The sequence below is a fragment of the Chelonobacter oris genome, from assembly GCF_000772535.1.
Lineage (GTDB): Bacteria > Pseudomonadota > Gammaproteobacteria > Enterobacterales > Pasteurellaceae > Chelonobacter > Chelonobacter oris.
In genome coordinates, this window is record NZ_JSUM01000002.1 from 129,679 (window position 1) to 149,571 (window position 19,893).

Sequence of the window (19,893 nt, forward strand, 5' to 3'; positions counted from 1 at the left end):
CTTAAATCATGTAGCAAATAGAAATCTATCTAATTGCTATTTCATATTATGATCGAGTAATCCTTGCGCTAAAGCCGGCGCCAAGCCAGGTGTTAAAGGTAATCTTGGAATAATTAGACAATGCATTAAATGATAAATATCCTGCTTTCCATCCCATACTTTATTTGATACTTCATTATTAGCATCTAATTCCTGCCACCAAGAACATCCCTCATAGTCCATCAGATATGTACGGCAATAATCCCAAAAACGCTGATAATATTCCTCATATTGCTTATCACTGGTAACTGCATATAATGCATAAGCAGTTCCTATCGCTTCAACGACAACCCAACGTATTCTCTCTCTGACAACGGGTTTTCCATCCCAATCAACCGAATAAACAAAGCCGGGCGCACCATCTACGGACCAAGCATCTCGAATACCTGCAGCAAATAACTTTTCAGCATCCTCCAACAGCCATTCCGGCGCCTCTGCACCTATAGAAATTAACGTTTCACGAAGATGCAAAATTAGACGCCCCCACTCTATCCAATGCCCCGGAGTACCGCCATAAGCGCGAAAATGACTTGCCGGTTGCTCTTTGTTATAATCAATTATAGGTTGCCAGTTAGAATCAAAATGTTCATTAACCCGATAATGATTGTTTTTAGCAAAATGATGAATAATCACTGAAGTAATACGCAATGCCCTGTCTAACCATTTTTTATCTTTTGTTACATCATAAACAATCAAAAAAGCTTCTACCGCATGCATATTTGCATTACCGCCACGATATTCTTCCGTTTTGGTAAATTGCTCGTCCCATGACTCAAGACACATCTGCTCTTCTTCATTCCAAAAATATTTTTCTATAATATCAATGGCTTCAGCCAAAAGTGTTTTTGCCTTAGGGTGTCCGGTCATGACCGCACTTGCCGCCCCTAATAATACAAAACAGTGTTGGTACCCTTGCTTAGATGCATCTATCACAGCGGAATCACTAACCGTTGCATACCATCCCCCATAAATTTTATCTTTCAAAGGGCCTGCTAATGCATTAATGCCATGCTCAACAAGTTCATAGGCTCCAGGTCTTCCCATTAATGCCGCCAAAGAGTAAACATGTAGCATCCTTGCCGTGATCCATAATTGTGTCCCCATTTCTTCTCTGATTTTTCCCGTATTACTTAACCAACCAAATCCCGTCGGTATAACCGCTCTTCTTCCAAACTCAAAAATTCGATCCGCTTCCGTTTCCAACCAAGAGTTATGCGCTTTAGTATTAATCCATCTCATACAACTGTTACCCCTTATAACAATGGAAAACAATATTTCCCGATCTAATTCGAATCAATAATGACAAAAACGAAAATAAAAACAACAAAAAATGACAAATTTTGTGAGAGAGGTCAAATTTTTATGGATAATTTGGGTGGTGTTTGTTTTGCGGCGAATGCTTTTTTATGATCACATTTATAAGAAAATAAACATTTATTCAATTGATTTTGAATGATTTTAAGGAAAATTCTTTATCCGAAAAAATATTAAGATAGAAGAATACCGTGCAAAAAGCTTAAAAGTCAGATATCATTTTTAAATGAAATCCCACCGCAAATAATAACAGAGTAGAAAAAGTAAAAATTTTTATATAAAAAATATATTATTTATCAGTTAGATATAGTTCAACCTTATTCATCTTTAAAAGATCCATAATATATGTCGGGGGCTTTTTATCCGTAAAAAGGAGATCAACTTGATTCAAATGGCTAATTTCAACAGCTGCCGAAGTATGAAATTTAGAATGATCTAAAGCTAAAATCAGTTTTTTTGAGTTCTCAAGCATAGATTTTACGACAGCAACTTCATTAATATCAAAATCCAGTAAGGTTCCATCCTCAGCAACAGCCCCTAAACTCGTGATCAAATAATCGGCTCGGAAACTATTAATTGAAGAGACAACATTAGGGCCGATTATCCCGCTGTTATGCGCTCGAAGAACCCCCCCAACCGTAATAACCTCAAAATTCTGATTCTGATATAATACATTTGCGACACGCAAACTATTAGTTATGATTCTTAGATTTTTCCTTATTTCTAACGCTTTTGCTATAAATTCAACAGTCGTTCCAATCGTAATAAATAGTGTAGATCCATCAGGAATATAATCAGCAATCTTCTTTGCAATCGCTTCTTTCTCTTTAATGTGCGATGTCTCCCGCACAGAAAATTCGGTATTACTTATACTGGAAACCCGCCCTGCTCCGCCATGGTGTCGAGAAATCAGTTTCATTTGACTTAATACTCTGATATCTCTACGAATAGTTTGTGTTGTAACATTTAAAAGATTAGCCAATTCTTCATTACTAATATAGCCGTTATCCATGACCAAAGAAATTAATCTATCATGTCTTGGGTTTCCGGTGATTGCAGTATAGTCCAAAATATTTCCTTAGCTTGTAATACTTATCGTCGTTCTTAAATTATAACTTATCCATTAGCGTATAGCATAAAATTTTCAACCTCTTGCAGGCTAGGAATACCGTCACGTCCTCCCTCAGCCGTACATTTTAGCGCCGCAACCGCATTCGCAAATACCACGGCTCTCTTTATAGCGTATTTATTGGCAATTGCATAAGCAAAAGCACCATGAAAAACATCCCCGGCGCCGGTTGTATCAACGACGTTAACTTCAAAGCCTTTATAGCTGGACGGGATATCACTTACAATCCAATCACATCCCTCGCTGCCTTTTGTAACATACACTGTACCGCCACAAATTTTCTTTGCAAGCATCAAGGCCTTATTTAGGTCTTTTTCATTAGTCATTTTCTCCAATCCCGGCGCAGAAAATATTACGTGATCCGCTAATTTGACCAAAGGCTCTATATTTTGCGGAGTGATATCCGCATCAAGAACCGTAGGAATCCCAAGCTTTTTTGCTTTCTGCAAACAGTATTCCGCACCAAGGTGCCAACGTACATCACAGAGAACAACATCATATTGGCGAAAATCAATCTCTTCAAGCCAATCTGGATGTTCTGATAAATCAGGACTAGGGTAATTTACAATCACTCTTTCCCCGCTATTGTCAACGAAAATAGATGACTGTGATGATTTAGCCTCTCTGTATACTTTGATTTTACTTGGGTTTACCCGATAACGGCTCAACTCCGAAATAATAGCAGAGCCTATATCATCATCCCCTAAACGACCTATAAAATCGACTTCGACACCAAGTTTTGCTATAGCTACTGCGGCTGTCGCTGCCGGCCCCCCGCCGACTTCTTTATAGTGATGAGCGACAAATTTTCCGCCACCCGCTTGCGGCATTTTGTCCAAATAATAAATTCTATCCTGTACCGCAATGCCAAGACATGCCACTTTTACCATTACTCCTCCTAATATTACCGATTTGCGCCAATGTACCGACCAAATTGTACTGAATTATAATTTTTAAAAAAGTGATCCGCATCACTTTACTTAATTAAAAATTACAAATATGATAATAAACGAAAATAAACGAATATAAAGGAGTTTAAATGTCTACTATAGCTTTCATCGGTCTTGGGCAAATGGGTAAACCAATGGCTTCTAATCTAATCAAAAAAGGACATTCATTAACCGTTTACGATGTCAATAAAACCGCAATAGCCGAAGTGCAAGCTTTAGGCGCTAAAAGTTCAACCTCACCTAAAGATGCTGTAAAAGACTGTGAGTTCATTATTACTATGCTGCCTAACGGCAAATTAGTTGAAGAAGTCATTTTTGGGCAAAATGGAGTGATTCATACAATCAGAAAAGACGGCCTAATAATCGATATGTCAACTATTCATCCTCTTGAAAGCGATAATTTGCGTAATAAATTAACGATGCAGAATATAGAATTTATGGATGCACCGGTTGGACGAACTTCAGATAATGCCGTCGTCGGAACACTGCTCATTTTAGCCGGAGGAACGTCCGAACAAATCAAGCGTGCATCACCAATACTACGCTGTATGGGATCAGAAATAATAAATGCCGGAGGTCCCGGACAAGGAATTAGGGTTAAATTAATCAATAATTTTATGAGTATTGCTCTTAATGCACTATCAGCAGAAGCGGCAACGCTTTGTGAAGCTCTGGGGCTTCCTTTAGATGTGGCAATAAATGTGATGAAAGGTACTCCGGCAATTAAAAGCCATTTTACAACAACTTGGACCAATAAAGTCTTAAAAAATGATTTAACTCCTGCTTTTATGATTGATCTAGCTCACAAAGATCTGGGTATAGCAACCGATGTCGCTAACCAGCTCCACGTTCCTTTATTGATGGGCGCGGCAGCCAGAGAAATGTACAGCCAAGCAAGAGCGATGGGAAGAGGAAAACAAGACTGGACCGCTATATTAGAACAAGCTCGAATGAATTCCGGATTAAAAAATAATTAACCACTATCCAATATAATCCTCTAGGAGAAACCAAAATGACAAATAATATTTATACACTAAGGGATATTGCAAGACCATCCGGCGGTTTTGCAATGTTGGCAGTTGATCAACGTGAAGCGATGAGAAATATGTTTACTGCCGCCGGCATGAAATGTCCGATCGCTGACAGTATCTTAACCGACTTTAAAGTCAATGCCGCTAAAATCATTTCACCATATGCTTCGGCAGTATTAGTCGACAATCAATTTTGCTACACAGAAATTGTTAGACAAAAAGCGATTGCCGAAAATTCAGCACTGATTGTAGCCGGAGATCAGTTTATTCCGGGAAATGGAATACCTGTTGACAGTGTATGCATTGATCCTGATATCAGTGCCAAAGAAGTCAGAAAAAATGGCGGCAAAGCATTAAAACTTCTGATTCTTTGGCGTCAAGATGAAGATGCCCAACAACGAATCGACATGGTAAAAGAATTTAATCAAAAATGTCACTCAGCCGGGCTACTCAGTATTATTGAACCGGTAGTCAGACCGCCTAGAATCGGCGATAAATTCGATCGCGAACAATGTATTTTGAATGCGGCAAAAGAATTAGGTGATTTAGGCTCAGATTTATATAAGGGCGAGATGCCGTTATTTGGCAAAGGCGATTCAAAAGTACTATTCGATGCGGCAAAAAAACTGAATGATAACATTAATATTCCTTGGGTGATTTTATCTTCAGGCATTCATGAGAATCTATTCTGCCGCTCTGTCAGAATTGCAATGCAGGCCGGCGCTTCTGGTTTTCTTGCCGGCCGAGCCATTTGGGCATCAACGATAGGCTTACCTGATACAGAATTAATGCTGCGCGATATTTCTGCACCTAGGATGCAATATTTAGCTACTATTGTTGATGAAATCATGACGACAAGAAATAATTGAAACGATATTTTTCAACTTAGCCATAAATTTCCGCCAAATAAATGAGGGTAATCATGAAGCTCAAACAAATCGACAATGGATTCCAACTAATTCAAGATGCGCAAATATTACTCAGCCATACCCGTGAAAATCCAGCATTCTTTGTAGGGATAGGCCGTGAAAATATAGTAGCTTATCGCGGAAATTTTGATATACAAGATCACTTAATTGAACGGATTCCCTTAACTCATTATCAATTATCGGATGATCACATCACCCTTTCATACCGACAAGATACGCCCCCACTATTGACGTTGATGTTTAGCTTATCAAATGATCATCATCTAACATTATCCATTAAAAACAACAAATCGGAATTAAACCGCTTCTGGATTCGGATCAATGCTATTGAGGTTGAGAAAGTATGGGGATGCGGCGAACAAATGTCTTATTTTAATTTACGCGGCAAACACTTCCCATTGTGGACTTCAGAGCCGGGCGTCGGCAGAGATAAAACAACGGAAATGACGTTCTTGTCTGATAAATATAACAAAGCAGGCGGAGACTATTACAATTCGAATTACCCACAACCCACTTTCGTGTCTTCTCGGCATTATGCCTGTCATGTGAATAGTAGCGCTTATGCTGATTTTGATTTCAGAAACGCCACTTATCATGAATTACAAATTTGGGAAATTCCTGAATCAATTGAATTTTTTATTGCCCCTACTTTCTTATCTCTCATCGAAAGGCTCAGTTTGCGTTTTGGCCGTCAACCTAAATTACCCGAATGGATTTATAATGGCATTATTTTAGGATTAAAAGGCGGGGAAGAAAATTCCTTTTCAAGATTAGAGCACACGGTAAACAGTGGCGTTCCGGTTGCCGGACTATGGTGTGAAGATTGGGCCGGAATACGGGAAACCTCTTTTGGAAAAAGATTATTTTGGGATTGGAAATGGAGCAAAAAACGCTACCCTAATTTAGACCAAAAAATAAAATTATTAAAAGAAAACAATATCCGTTTCCTTGCTTATATCAGCCCGTATCTCTGTGAAGACGGTGAATTATTCACCATTGCAAAAGCAAAATCATTATTTGCGTTAAACAGTAAAAAAGACGTTGCTTTAATCGATTTCGGCGAATTTAATTGCGGTGTATTGGATTTTACTAATCAAGCAACAAAAGAATGGTTCAAAAAAGAAATTATCCACAAAAATATGCTTGATTTAGGGATATCGGGCTGGATGGCTGATTTTGGAGAATACTTACCAACTGAAGACCTATTTTTGGCTAACGGAATGAGTTCAACCATAATGCACAATGCTTGGCCGCCACTTTGGGCAAGCGTCAACGCCGAAGCCATTGCTGAAAGAGGGCTAACCGGCGAGATCATGTTTTTCATGAGATCCGGATTCACGGGTACACAAAAATATTGTCCAATGCTCTGGGCGGGCGATCAATGCGTTGATTTTTCCCGTCATGATGGACTCAATACCGTTATCTGCGGCGCACTTTCCTCCGGCCTATTAGGTAATGCCTACCATCATAGCGATATAGGCGGCTATACCAGCCTTTTTGGAAATCGGCGCACAAAAGAAGTCTTTGAACGCTGGGTAGATATGGCAGCCTTTACCCCAATGATGAGAACCCACGAATGTAATCGCCCTGATGAAAACTTCCAATTTGATCATGATGCAACCACGATTACCCACTTGGCAAGAATGGTTAAAATCTATAAACATCTGACCCCATATTTAAAATATCTTTCAAATGAAGCCCATACGAAAGGCTATCCGATACAAAGAGCCTTATTCCTGCACTTTGAAAATGATTTCAATACATATGATATTCAAGATCAATATCTTTATGGTTCAGAATTGCTCGTTGCGCCGGTACACCAGCAAGCTGTACAAGAATGGAAAGTATACCTGCCTGCGGACGAAACCTGGATTTATATCTGGGATAAAAAAGAAATTCAAGGAGGACAGGCTATCATTGTACCTGCGCCAATAGGCAAACCGCCGCTATTTTATAGAAAAAACAGCCAATGGGCGGAACTCTTTGATGGTATAACCAACATTCAATAGCATTATCTTTCACCGGTATATTGCTGAATTTATACAAACAGCAAAACACATATAGTAGATAAAAACAGATCTTTTTATTCTGTTTTTATCTACCATGCGCTAACAAAACATTACCGCTAAAATCGAACGCCGGTTATTCGACACCACTCATCCTGTTCGGTTATTGGTTCCAACCGCACTTTGCTTTGATAGGCTTCGCAAACCGAGGAGGCCTGGTTTGCCAGAATCCCCGATAAACCCAAATCGGCATTCGGTTTTAACAAGGCGATAATCGGTGCCGCCAGTTCTTTTAACGGGCCGGCGAGAATATTGGCGACCACCACATCGGCTTGCAAATCCTGCGGTTGATCTTTGGCTAAAAACAGCTGCAAGCGTTCTGCAACGCCGTTACGTTCGGCGTTGTCGCGGCTGGCGAGAATAGCCTGCGGATCAATATCAATCCCGATCGCCTGTTTAGCGCCCAATTTCAGCGCTGCAATCGCCAAAATGCCCGATCCGCAACCGAAATCAATCACGGTTTTACCCGCTAAATCCAACCCGTCCAGCCATTTCAGACAAAGTGCGGTTGTCGGATGTGTGCCGGTGCCGAACGCTAAGCCCGGATCCAACATCACATTAACCGCACTTTCATCCGGCACCGGCCGCCAGCTCGGACAAATCCATAACCGTTTGCCGAATTGCATCGGATGGAAATTTTCCATCCATTCCCGTTCCCAGTCTTTGTCCTCAATCTGTTCAATTTTATAGCTGACATCACAACTTAAAATATGCTGTGCCGTTAATTCAGCGACAATGTGCTGCATATCGGTTTCCGCATCAAACAACGCAATCACGTCAGTATTGCCCCACAGGCGGGTTTCGCCTGGCAACGGTTCGAATACCGGCGTATCCTGACTGTCAACGAAAGTCACTGAGACAGATCCGAGTTGTTCCAGTACTTCGCCGATATTTTCCGCATGTTTATCGTTACTGTTAAGTCTAATTTGTACCCAAGGCATAATTTTTTTCCGTGTTATTAAGTTGTTTTTCACCGAGCTTATTGGCAATCAAGAAGGCTGCCAATCCAAACACCAGTGACGGCACGATGGCATGAAAGTCGAATAATTTGACGGAGGCCACCGTTAAGCCGACATAGCTTGCCAGCCCGATTACCATCGAGGCAATAGCACCGTAGGCATTGGCTTTTTCCCAATATAATCCCAAGACTATGACCCATAAAAATGCCGCTTCCAGCCCGCCAAAAGCAAACAGGTTCAACCAGATAATCATATCCGGCGGGTTAAGTGCCGCCAATACCAAAAGTGCGGTCAGAATCAGGGTTGCCATCGAAGAAAAAATACCGATTTTCTTTTGATCATTGGCTTTTTCCGGTTTGGCCGCCAAATAAATATCTTTGACGAAGATTGCCGACGACTGAATCAACTGGGCATCAATGGTAGACATAATCGCCGACATCGGTGCTGCCAGAAAGATTCCGGCGACAATCGGCGGCAATACCTGCAACATTAAGGTCGGGATCACCTGATCCGGAATGGTTAAATCCGGTAAAATCGCACGCCCCAGAGCGCCCGATAAGTGCATACCCAACATGATGATACTCAGCACGCCGGTACCGATTAACATGCCGCCGTGCAACGCTTTACTGTCTTTAAACGCCATACAGCGCACCGCCGTATGCGGCAGCCCGACCACACCGAAGCAAACCAGAATCCAGAATGACGCCATAAACTGGAAATCCAGCATCTCGTTAGGCCCGTAAGGGCTGATCAATTGCGGATCCCGTGCCGCCAATGCGGCGACCGCACTTTCGACACCGCCGGCGGCATAAATTACCGCCACCAGTAGAATCAATGTCCCGAAAATCATCACGGTTCCCTGAATAGTGTCGGTCAACACCACCGCCCGAAAGCCGCCGATAAAGGTATAAATCCCGACGGTCAGCGCAAAAATCAGCAGCGCCTGGGTATAGCTGATGCCGATCGTGGTTTCCAGTAATCTGGCGCCGCCGATAAACTGTACGGTCATCGCGGCAAAAAAAGCGACCAGCAGAGCAATACAGGCTATCCAGACCAAGTATTTATTTTTATAGCGGTGCAGCAATAAATCATTGATAGTGAGCGCGTTACTTTCGCGCGACAGTAAGGCGAATTTTTTCCCCAATGCCCCTAATGCCAGCCAGACAGCGGGAACTTGAACCATTGCCAACAATACCCAACCCAGCCCAAATTTATAAGCGGCGCCCGGTCCGCCGATAAACGAGCTGGCACTGGCATAGGTCGATGCGGTTGTCATCGCCAACACCCAACCTGTCATGGAACGGTTGCCGACATAATATTCGGTCAAAAAATCACCTTTACTGCGTTTAATATAGGCATAAATCGCAGCACCGAAGACAAATGCCAGATACAAAATCAGGGGTAACACAATACCGAGGTTCATTGTTTGCCTCCGTCGTCTTCCGCCTTATGTTCCAAATCGATATCTTGATAAATGATTTTGACGATCCAATACGCCACAACGATAAACAGAATCGGCAGATAAATACAGGCCAACTCAAACCATAACGGAAACCCGATTGGCCCCAAAGTGCCGCCCGGCAAATAAGCGCACAAACACCAGCCGACGACATATAACAGGGTCAATCCCAACGCCCAACGTGCTTCTTTACTTGCTTGTCGATACTTTTGCTGCAACTTCATATTAGCCCTCATATCCAACCGGAAAAGCATGCTGTTAAAAAAAGTGGAATCATTTGATTCCACTCTTATCCTGCCGTTTCACCTTCATGGTAAATTAATCGTGCATACCCAATTTTTTTTCAAGGTAGTGAATATTAGTACCGCCGCGCTGGAAGTTAGGATCTTCCATAATCAATTCATGCAACGGGATATTGGTTTTCAATCCTTCAATAATAATTTCCGATAACGCATTACGCATTCTGCTGATTGCTTCTTCCCGATTTTCACCGTAGCTGATCAGCTTGGCAATCATTGAATCATAATGCGGCGGTACAGTGTAGCCGTCATAAATATGCGAATCCCAACGAATCCCGAAGCCGCCCGGTGTATGCAGACGGGTAACTTTGCCCGGTGACGGCAGGAAATTTTTCGGATCTTCGGCATTGATACGGCATTCGATCGCATGACCTTGAACTTTCACATCGTCTTGAGTAAAAGAGAGTGGTAAGCCGGAAGCAATACGCAATTGCTCTTTTACCAAGTCAATCCCGGTGATCATTTCAGTCACCGGATGTTCAACCTGAATACGGGTATTCATTTCAATAAAATAGAACTCACCGTTTTCATACAGGAATTCAAACGTACCGGCACCACGATAGCCGATTTCCACACAGGCTTTGGCACAACGGCTGCCGATATCACGGCGTAATTCTTCGCTGATGCCCGGTGCCGGCGCTTCTTCCACCACTTTTTGATGACGGCGCTGCATTGAACAGTCGCGTTCCGCCAGATACACCGCATTACCGTGCGTGTCGGCCAACACCTGAATTTCTACATGACGTGGATTTTCTAGGTATTTTTCCATATAAACCACATCATTATTAAATGCCGCTTTCGCTTCGGATTTGGTCATCGCAATCGATTCTTCCAACTCTGCCGCAGATCGCACCACACGCATACCCCGACCGCCGCCGCCGCCGGACGCTTTAATAATCACCGGATAGCCGATTCGCTCCGCAATCTCTTTATTCTTTTTAGCATCGTTGCCGACCGGCCCGTCCGAGCCCGGTACGCAAGGCACGCCCGCCGCTTTCATTGCGTTAATGGCGGACACTTTATCCCCCATTAAACGAATAACATCCGCCGTAGGCCCGATAAACACAAAGCCGGAACGCTCGACCTGCTCGGCAAAATCCGCATTTTCCGACAAAAAGCCGTAACCGGGATGAATCGCATCAGCACCGCTCACTTCCGCCGAGGCAATCAGCGCCGGAATATTCAAATAGCTTTTACTGGAGGGGGCAGGACCGATACAAATACTTTCATCCGCCAACAACACGTGTTTCAGCTCACGGTCTGCGGTGGAATGAACCGCGACGGTTTTTATGCCCAACTCTTTACATGCACGCAGAATTCGCAACGCGATTTCACCGCGGTTGGCAATCACAACTTTTTCTAACATACGATTATCCGTCTACTCTTTGAAATGTTGTCGCCGTTAAACATCAAGTGCGGTCAACGGCCGTTGATAATCCGATTATTCGATAATGATCAAAGACTGATCGAATTCGACCGCTTCGCCGTCATTCACCAAAATGGCCTTCACCACCCCGGCTTTATCGGCTTCGATGCGGTTCATCATTTTCATCGCTTCTACAATACACAACGCATCACCCACTTTAACGCTGCTGCCGATGTCGACAAACGGCGAAGCTTCCGGACTAGGGCTGCGATAGAACGTACCGACCATTGGCGAACGAACCGCATGACCGCTGACTTCCGCCGCCACTGTCGGCGCAGCTACCGCCGGTGCGGGAGCGGCAACCGGTGCGGCCGGCGGTAAGGTATATTGAACGGCAGCCGGTGCCGGTGTACCGCGGCTGATGCGAACCGACTCTTCACCTTCGGAAATCTCAATTTCCATAATGCCCGACTCTTCTACCAATTCAATTAATTTTTTGATTTTACGAATATCCATGTTTTGATTCCGCCGATTAAATTTAAATGGACATTTACCGTCGCCGATACCTTTGGCAATAATAGAGCGACGATAAAGTGATACTGATTTACATTAAACGCAAAGATTACCTGAATTCTTGCTTTTTTGCGATAAAAATCTGCATTTTTGCGCCAAATTTGTTGAAAATCACTGATTTTCCGCCAAGTAGCTCTGTGCGAATTCCAACCCGAATCGATAACCCTGCGCCCCCAGACCACAAATGACACCAAGCGCTTTATCACTCAAATACGAATGGTGGCGGAAAGGTTCACGGGCATGGACGTTAGAAAGGTGAATTTCGATAAACGGAATATTGACCGCCAATAACGCATCACGCAACGCCACGCTGGTATGGGTAAACGCCGCCGGATTAATCAAAATAAAATCCACCCGTTCAAAGGCTTGATGAATTTTATTAACCAGTTTTTCCTCACTATTGCTCTGAAAGCAATCCAGCTCCAGCCCAAGTGCGGTCGCCTGCTGCTGTAACTGCCGTTCAATGTCCGCCAAGGTCAGGCTGCCGTAATGTTGCGGCTCGCGTTTCCCCAACATATTCAGGTTAGGGCCGTTTAATAACAGAATTCTGTTTGCCATATTCGCTTTCTCACTTATCGCAGATACTTTCAAAAAGTGACTATTGCGGCATTATAACAATATTTTGCCGAATAGCGCCTTTTTATATTATTTTTTCCACCCGCTCACAGCCCAGCTCAAGCAGCGGCAATGTTGACCCCGGCCAAGGACGAATCAATTGAAAATCCATCAGATCAAGCGTATCCAAGCCCGGTATCACATTCGGCGTGTACTGTTGTGCAATACGGGCAAGCTGAGTCAGACCGAAACTGGATTCAATCGATGAGCTGATCACCGCCATGATGCCTTGCTGCCGTGCCTGTTGAATCAAAGCAATACACTTTTGCAGCGAACCGACTAAGGTCGGTTTAATCACGATTGCCGCCAAGTGCGGTTCGGCTTCAACCTTAAAATCCGCCTCACGCACGGATTCGTCCCACGCAATCGCAATGCCGCTTTCGGCGGCAAATTGACGGCTTTCTTCAGGCGTTTTACACGGCTCTTCCAAAAACTGAATACGGGTACGATGTTCCGGCTTCACATATTTGGCAAACATCTGCGCTTTTGCGGCTGTCCAAGCGCGGTTGGCATCAAGCCGCAGCCTTAAATCCGGAACGGCTTCCAGCAACATATCGGCAATCAAACCGTCACGATTGGCTTCATACAAACCGACTTTGACTTTTGCTACTTTTTCGCCCGGCATTTGTTCAAGCTGATCGTACAATTCGTCCGGATCGCCATAACATAACGGGGCGGTCTGATAGTTGCCCGTTTCACCCAATTCGCCTTTCATTTCCGCCAAGGCACAGCTCAAGCCGAACGCCACCGACGGATATAAACCGTCGAGCGATAATTTTTCATTACGACTGCGTGCGTCGTCCCATTGCTGCAACCAAAGTGCGGTCTGCGCCTGCGCCTGCTCAAGGGTTTCTCGGCTAAACTCCGGCAACGGCGCAATCTCGCCCCAGCCTTCATGCCGACCGCACTTGATCTGCACCAACAATCCCTCACGCTTTTTCAGAAAACGGTTGCGCAGCACCACTTGCGAATCCACCGGAATCGAATAGCGGTAAAGATGGTAACTTCGGATTGTCATCAGTACTCCTTATTACTCATAAAAAGATCATTTCCCTGTATAAACCCGATACCGCACTTCCCTATGCAAAGCTGCGATAACGATTATGTCCATACATCGGTCGCTTGATCATTACGGATTACGCTTGAATTTGCTGAAATCCGGTTCGCGTTTCTGGTTAAATGCGTTACGTCCTTCTTGCCCTTCTTCGGTCATGTAGAACAGCATGGTGGCATTGCCTGCCAACTCTTGCAAGCCCGCCTGTCCGTCACAATCGGCATTCAGTGCGGCTTTCAGACAGCGCAGCGCAATCGGGCTGTTCTGTAGCATTTCACGGCACCAGCGCACCGTTTCTTTTTCCAATTCGGCATAAGGCACGACGGTATTCACCAGCCCCATATCCAATGCTTCCTGCGCATTGTACTGACGGCACAAGAACCAGATTTCACGCGCTTTTTTCTGACCGACAATCCGCGCCATATAAGAAGCGCCCCAGCCGCCGTCAAACGATCCGACTTTCGGCCCGGTCTGTCCGAAGACCGCATTGTCCGCCGCAATGGTCAAATCACACAGCATATGCAAAACATGACCGCCGCCAATCGCATATCCGGCGACCATCGCCACCACCGGTTTCGGGCAACTGCGGATATCGCGCTGGAAATCCAGTACATTCAAATGATGAACGCCGGCTTCATCTTGATAACCGCCGTAGTCACCGCGTACCTTTTGATCGCCGCCGGCACAAAACGCCTTTTCGCCCTGTCCGGTCAACACTATCACCCCGATCTTTTCATCAAAACGGGCATCGGCGAAAGCAGTGATCATCTCTTTCACCGTCTGCGGGCGAAACGCATTGCGCACCTGCGGGCGGTTAATGGTAATTTTGGCAATGCCGTCGGCAGATTTATGATACAAAATATCGTCAAATCCGTTACTGCAATCTTGCCACGCTATCGGGGCATATAAAAATTCTTCACTTGGATATAACATAGTCGTTCCTTTTGGTCATGAATCAGGCTAAAAGTGCGGTCAACTGTGCCGCAAATTCGTCCGGATTTTCGGCATGGGCATTATGCCCCGCCTGTTTGATTAACGTTAACGGGAGTTGGTGCTGTGCCGCCTGACGGCGGAATTTTTGATCACGCTCGCCGCAAAAAAAATAAATCGGCCATTCGGCTGACCGCACTTTTGCGGCAAAATCCGGCTGCTTTGCCAGTGAGGTCGCCAACAACATTTTGGCAATATTTTCACCGCAATTGGGCGCTCGTTTTTCGATTAATCGCTGCCGTTGCCGCACCGTTAAATCGGCAAATACCGCTTGTTGATACCAATCGTTCAAAACCGCACCGGCACTTTCAGCAGCAAAACGTTGCGCCCAGTGTTGATCATGTTGCCGGCGTGCTTGTTTTTCCGCTTCGCTTGCCAGCCCTAAATTTGCCCCTTCCAACACCAGTCCTTGCAGATTTCCTTTTGCAAGTGGTGACTGCAACGCGTAATAGAGCGCAATTCGTCCGCCAAGCGAATAACCCACCAACCAGTAAGGCTTGTCACCGACCGCACTTTGAATTTTTTGCCGCAAATATTCGCAAGTTTGCGTAAAATCAGCGACGTTTGTTGTTTTTTCTTCACCGTGCAACGGCAAATCCAGACTGATACAGGCAAAGTGCGGCAACCGTTCCGCTACCGCTTGCCAGTCCTGTTTTGTGCCGAGCAAACCGTGCAGAAACAGCAGTGTCGGCGGTGGTGCATTAACTGCCAATCACCGCCCCTGCAATCTGCTCGATTAACGATTTGTAAATTTTGCTGCCGTCACTCGGGTTGACTTTAATTTCAATCAGTGTTGTTTCTTTGCGCCCGTATGCCTGTTTCAGCACCGACGTCAAATCCGCCCAAGTATAAGGTCGGCTGTAATTGATGCCGAACATGGCTGCCGCCTGTGAGAAATCCAAGCCGTGTCCCAAACGATAGAACTGCTCTTTCACCTTTTCATCAACCGGCAACATATCAAAAATCGCACCGCCGTTATTGTTAATCACAAACAGAATTGTCGGCTGATTGACTTGTTTAAACAGCGCTAACGAGTTGAGATCGTATAAAGTTGAAATATCGCCGATCATTGCGACCAACGGCTGATTGGTGCCGACCGCAATCCCCGCCGCCGTTGCCAATAAGCCGTCAATGCCGCTGGCTCCGCGATTAGTATAGACCGGATAACCTTCCGGCAGTTTACATAAACCGTCCACCAAACGCACAAACAGACTGTTGCCCAAAAACAGTGAACCGTTACTCGGCAGCACTCGACTGACGTGATGCGCCAACGAGGCTTCATTCAAATTGCCGCCGATTTGCTGCTCAATAAACGAGGCACAAAATTGCGACAAGGCCAGCGGCTCGAGCAACCACGGGCGCTGGCGCAGCGGCGGGTGCGCCCGCAACCAGTGATGCACTTTGACATTAAAACGGGTATGCTGATGATGATAGGGGTTCAAATTTTTATTGGACGCTTCGATCAGCCAATATTCGCCTTTAAACTGTTGCAGAAAATGATTCACCCGCTTGCTGATAATCTGACTGCCGAACTGCAACACGATTTCCGCTTGCAGGAGTTTTTGTTGTACGATTTCGTTTGCCAGCCAAATATCCGCATACGGCAATGGCGATTCCAAGCCCGATTGAATATCGGTAATCACCACCCAGCCCATTGTTGCCGCCCAAGCCGATATGCCCATGCTTTGCTCTTGCGGCAATTTGCCGACCACAATCACGCCTTGTTTACTGCGCCAATAATCCCAATTCTCGTGAATCAATACATCGTTTTGCTGTTCGGGATATGCAATCCACGGCTGTTTTTTGCTCAGCCAGCGGTTAAATTCCACCAGTGCCGGAAAATATTGAATCGCTTCTTCATCGGCAAGATACAACGGCTCGGCAAACGGCAGATTAAAGTGCAGTACACCGTGATTGATACGCTGTTGCCGACATGCCTGATCAATACGGCTTAACAGCCATGCGGTCGAATAATCTTCACTAGGGCGTGGAAAATTGATGCTGGCAATCGGGTAATCGGAGAAAAGCCCCGGCTGTCGAATCGCTTGATTTGCACCGCAATCGATTAACTCCGGCGGACGATCCGCCGTTAAGACAATTAAATCGTGTCCGCTTTGGCTGGCTTCAATAATCGCCGGATATAAATTAGCCGCTGCCGTGCCGGAAGTCACAATAATCGCAACCGGTGCATTCGCGGCTTTCGCCAGCCCTAAGGCGAAAAACCCCAAACCTCGCTCATCAAAATGGCTATAGCAGGTGGCACGATGCCCGTCTTCAAGCCGCACCGCTTCCAGTGTCAACGGTGTTGAACGAGACCCCGGCGCGATACAAAACTGTTTCACCCCGTTACGCACCAAACTTTCCAATACCACTCTCGCCCAACAGCGATTAAATACCGCAACTGACATTATTTTTCTCCACTTTCTTCAGCCGGAAACAGGGACAGGATCCCCATCGCTTTTCTTTCGATCTCCTGCCATTCTAACAAGGGAACAGAACCGGCAACAATACCCGCACCGGCGAAAATCGCAATTTTCTCCTTGCCCGACTTATCTTTACTTAACCGGGTGGAACGAATCGCCACACAAAACTCGCTGTCTTGCGACGACATCATCCCCAACGCACCGGCATACCAATCGCGCTTGAAATTTTGCCGACCGGCAATAAAGTTCAACGCCGCCGCACAGGGCAAACCGCCGACCGCCGCACTCGGGTGAATCGCCCGCAAGCAGGCTTGATCATTTACCTCAGTTTTGAGCTCCGCCTCGATATTGCAGACCAAATGCTGCACATAGCTGAGCTTACGGCTACTCAATGGCGCAACATCCACTCGGCAACTTAAAGACGAGAGCTTATGGCAAATATCATCTACCACCAAGCGATTTTCATGGATATTTTTTCCGTCTTGCAATAACCATTGCTGCTGCTCTTCGCCGCACGCCGCCGTGCCGGCCAGCGCTTCGGTGAGTAACCGCCGCTGTCGGCGCCGGTACAACCGTTCCGGACTCGCGCCGAGAAAAACCTGCTGCGCCGATTGCGCCCATAAGAAATAGTAGCAAGCAGGGTGGCGGCTGCGAGCCTGTGCCAACAAATCATGCGGATCGAGCGTCTTATCCGGTGCAAACGTCTGTTTCTGCGCCAATACCACCTTGGTAAAATGCCCCTGTTCGATATTATTCAACGCTTCCCGCACTAAATCCAACCACGCTTTTTGAGTATAATGCCGTTCGATTAACGTCAGTCCGGCATCGATTGCCGCCAGCGGTTCAGCGGATTTCAGCGCATTTAAAAATGCGTAAACCGCACTTTGAATATCCTCACGACAAAGTGTGAGGGTTACGGTTACAGTGGTGCTATCGCTATCCTGCGTCAACAGTAAGCGTGGTAAATAAAAACAGGCCTCACCTTCAAACGTCACACCGCCGACCAGACGCAGCGATGACGAGTGCGGTTGCGCCAAAAACTGCTGCGCCTCGCCAAGCCGGGTAAAATGACGAGCTTGCCCCAGCACCGCATACTGGGTTTCCGCTTCACGCGCCTGCCAGAAAAAACGGGGATAATGACACTGCCCTTTCAGCCATGCCAACAGTGTTGTCTCGGCCGACGGCAACGCAATCTCAAGCCGGTATTGCGTTATGTCGTCACCCGTCCCAAACGAATGCGCCTTCAACAGCTGTAATAATTGTTGTTTTATCTGTTGCCAACAGTCCATTATTATCCCAAGACCTATTTTGTACTATGTCGCCATAAAAACTCGAAACGTCAATTCTACCGCACTTTAAAAGAAATATTGACCGAAATCTTTTCATTTTTCGCAAATCAGCGTAGAGTAAACGAGAGATTTTTATCACACATTGAATTTGAAGGTTTCGTATGGATATTTTTCCCAAATCCAATAAATTAGAACACGTTTGCTACGACATTCGCGGGCCGGTGCATAAAGAAGCGCTGCGGCTGGAAGAAGAAGGCCATAAAATTTTAAAATTGAATATCGGCAACCCCGCGCCGTTCGGTTTTGAAGCGCCGGACGAGATTTTGGTCGATGTTATCCGCAATCTGCCGACGGCACAGGGCTATTGTGATTCCAAAGGGCTGTATTCGGCACGTAAAGCCATTGTACAGCACTACCAATCACGAGGCTTGCGCAATCCGTCGGTCAATGACGTGTATATCGGCAACGGCGTTTCCGAGCTGATCACCATGTCGATGCAGGCGCTGCTGAATGACGGGGACGAAATTTTGGTGCCGATGCCGGATTATCCGCTCTGGACGGCGGCAGTCACCCTTTCCGGCGGTAATGCCGTTCATTATCTCTGCGATGAAGAAGCCGACTGGTTTCCCGATCTGGCGGATATTAAAAGCAAAATCACCTCACGCACCAAAGGCATCGTCATTATCAATCCGAACAATCCCACCGGCGCCGTTTACAGTCGTGAATTATTATTGGAAATTGCCGAAATCGCACGGCAAAACAAACTGATTATCTTCGCCGATGAAATCTACGACAAAATTTTATATGACGATGCCGTTCACCACAGTATGGCGGAAGTCGCACCCGATTTATTGACAGTCACATTTAACGGCTTGTCGAAAGCATACCGAATCGCCGGTTTCCGCCAAGGCTGGATGCTGCTTCACGGGCCGAAACAGGCGGCAAAAGGGTATGTCGAAGGTCTCGATATGCTGGCGTCAATGCGGTTGTGCGCCAATGTGCCGATGCAACACGCTATTCAAACCGCACTTGGCGGATATCAAAGCATCAATGAATACATTCTGCCGGGCGGTCGATTATTGGAACAGCGCAACCGAGCCTATGAATTATTGAATCAAATCCCGGGGATCAGCTGTGTGAAACCAATGGGGGCACTGTATATGTTCCCGAAAATCGACATTAAAAAATACAACATTTATGACGATGAAAAAATGGTATTCGATTTGCTGACCCAAGAGAAAGTACTATTGGTACACGGGCGCGGCTTTAATTGGCAGCAGCCTGACCACTTTCGTATCGTGACCCTGCCGTATGTCAATCAGATTGAAGAGGCATTAGGACAGTTTGCCCGTTTCTTAGAAACCTACCGCCAATAAACCGCTTTCCTTGACAAAGGCATAAAAGGCAT

General features: G+C 45.6%; 18 protein-coding genes. 4 read left to right on the forward strand and 14 right to left on the reverse strand.

The genetic code is table 11. The features are described from left to right. Positions 1-36: 36 nt before the first annotated feature. The 3 genes from OA57_RS01290 to OA57_RS01300 form a co-directional block, all read right to left on the reverse strand. Positions 37-1,278 (reverse strand): AGE family epimerase/isomerase, encoded by a 1,242-nt coding sequence (locus OA57_RS01290; RefSeq protein ID WP_034612385.1) that lies wholly within the window; start codon positions 1,276-1,278, stop codon positions 37-39. A 364-nt stretch (positions 1,279-1,642) separates the two neighbouring features. Further along, positions 1,643-2,422, reverse strand: a complete 780-nt coding sequence (locus OA57_RS01295; protein WP_034612389.1) for a DeoR/GlpR family DNA-binding transcription regulator — start codon at positions 2,420-2,422, stop codon at positions 1,643-1,645. A 47-nt stretch (positions 2,423-2,469) separates the two neighbouring features. Continuing rightward, a complete protein-coding gene (locus OA57_RS01300) occupies positions 2,470-3,372 on the reverse strand; it encodes a PfkB family carbohydrate kinase (RefSeq protein WP_034612412.1) in 903 nt (300 codons plus the stop codon). A 149-nt stretch (positions 3,373-3,521) separates the two neighbouring features. Here OA57_RS01300 and yihU point away from each other — a divergent pair, with 149 nt between their 5' ends. Genes yihU through OA57_RS01315 form a run of 3 tightly spaced genes read left to right on the forward strand, consistent with a single transcriptional unit; the run spans position 3,522 to position 7,401 of the window. Further along, positions 3,522-4,409 (forward strand): sulfolactaldehyde 3-reductase, encoded by an 888-nt coding sequence (gene yihU / locus OA57_RS01305; RefSeq protein ID WP_034612414.1) that lies wholly within the window; start codon positions 3,522-3,524, stop codon positions 4,407-4,409. A gap of 35 nt (positions 4,410-4,444) precedes the next feature. Beyond that, positions 4,445-5,332, forward strand: coding sequence for an aldolase (locus OA57_RS01310; protein WP_034612416.1), 888 nt, complete (start codon positions 4,445-4,447; stop codon positions 5,330-5,332). A 53-nt stretch (positions 5,333-5,385) separates the two neighbouring features. Continuing rightward, the gene (locus OA57_RS01315; protein ID WP_034612418.1) at positions 5,386-7,401 is read left to right on the forward strand and encodes an alpha-glucosidase; all 2,016 of its coding nucleotides are present in this window, start codon (positions 5,386-5,388) and stop codon (positions 7,399-7,401) included. Positions 7,402-7,517: 116 nt separating this feature from the next. Here the strand turns inward: OA57_RS01315 and prmA are convergent, their stop codons facing one another. The 11 genes from prmA to OA57_RS01370 all read right to left on the reverse strand — a co-directional run bounded on the left by prmA (position 7,518) and on the right by OA57_RS01370 (position 18,485). Continuing rightward, on the reverse strand, positions 7,518-8,399 hold the full coding sequence (gene prmA, locus OA57_RS01320; RefSeq protein WP_034612421.1) for a 50S ribosomal protein L11 methyltransferase: 882 nt from the start codon (positions 8,397-8,399) through the stop codon (positions 7,518-7,520). After that, positions 8,380-9,840: a sodium/pantothenate symporter gene (gene panF, locus OA57_RS01325; RefSeq protein WP_034612425.1), complete on the reverse strand. Its 1,461-nt coding sequence runs from the start codon at positions 9,838-9,840 to the stop codon at positions 8,380-8,382. The genes prmA and panF overlap by 20 nt, the downstream gene beginning before the upstream one ends. Continuing rightward, the gene (locus OA57_RS01330) at positions 9,837-10,100 is read right to left on the reverse strand and encodes a YhdT family protein (RefSeq protein WP_034612427.1); all 264 of its coding nucleotides are present in this window, start codon (positions 10,098-10,100) and stop codon (positions 9,837-9,839) included. The genes panF and OA57_RS01330 overlap by 4 nt, the downstream gene beginning before the upstream one ends. 94 nt (positions 10,101-10,194) lie before the next feature. After that, complete coding sequence (accC, locus tag OA57_RS01335) at positions 10,195-11,541, reverse strand: acetyl-CoA carboxylase biotin carboxylase subunit (RefSeq protein WP_034612431.1); 1,347 nt, start codon at positions 11,539-11,541, stop codon at positions 10,195-10,197. 75 nt (positions 11,542-11,616) lie between these two features. Then, the gene (accB, locus tag OA57_RS01340; protein WP_034612434.1) at positions 11,617-12,057 is read right to left on the reverse strand and encodes an acetyl-CoA carboxylase biotin carboxyl carrier protein; all 441 of its coding nucleotides are present in this window, start codon (positions 12,055-12,057) and stop codon (positions 11,617-11,619) included. A 168-nt stretch (positions 12,058-12,225) separates the two neighbouring features. Beyond that, the gene (aroQ, locus tag OA57_RS01345; protein ID WP_034612436.1) at positions 12,226-12,672 is read right to left on the reverse strand and encodes a type II 3-dehydroquinate dehydratase; all 447 of its coding nucleotides are present in this window, start codon (positions 12,670-12,672) and stop codon (positions 12,226-12,228) included. Between the two features lie 82 nt (positions 12,673-12,754). After that, positions 12,755-13,747, reverse strand: coding sequence for an o-succinylbenzoate synthase (gene menC, locus OA57_RS01350; RefSeq protein ID WP_034612437.1), 993 nt, complete (start codon positions 13,745-13,747; stop codon positions 12,755-12,757). Between the two features lie 111 nt (positions 13,748-13,858). Further along, complete coding sequence (gene menB, locus OA57_RS01355) at positions 13,859-14,716, reverse strand: 1,4-dihydroxy-2-naphthoyl-CoA synthase (protein WP_034612439.1); 858 nt, start codon at positions 14,714-14,716, stop codon at positions 13,859-13,861. Positions 14,717-14,738: 22 nt separating this feature from the next. Then, positions 14,739-15,485, reverse strand: a complete 747-nt coding sequence (menH, locus tag OA57_RS01360; protein ID WP_034612442.1) for a 2-succinyl-6-hydroxy-2,4-cyclohexadiene-1-carboxylate synthase — start codon at positions 15,483-15,485, stop codon at positions 14,739-14,741. After that, entirely contained in the window at positions 15,475-17,181 is a 1,707-nt protein-coding gene (gene menD / locus OA57_RS01365) for a 2-succinyl-5-enolpyruvyl-6-hydroxy-3-cyclohexene-1-carboxylic-acid synthase (protein WP_034612443.1), read from the reverse strand. Before menD ends, menH begins: the two co-directional genes overlap by 11 nt. After that, entirely contained in the window at positions 17,181-18,485 is a 1,305-nt protein-coding gene (locus OA57_RS01370) for an isochorismate synthase (RefSeq protein WP_034612445.1), read from the reverse strand. Before OA57_RS01370 ends, menD begins: the two co-directional genes overlap by 1 nt. A 161-nt stretch (positions 18,486-18,646) precedes the next feature. Between OA57_RS01370 and OA57_RS01375 the strand changes: the two genes are divergently transcribed. Next, a complete protein-coding gene (locus OA57_RS01375; RefSeq protein ID WP_034612448.1) occupies positions 18,647-19,861 on the forward strand; it encodes a pyridoxal phosphate-dependent aminotransferase in 1,215 nt (404 codons plus the stop codon). Positions 19,862-19,893: the final 32 nt, after the last annotated feature.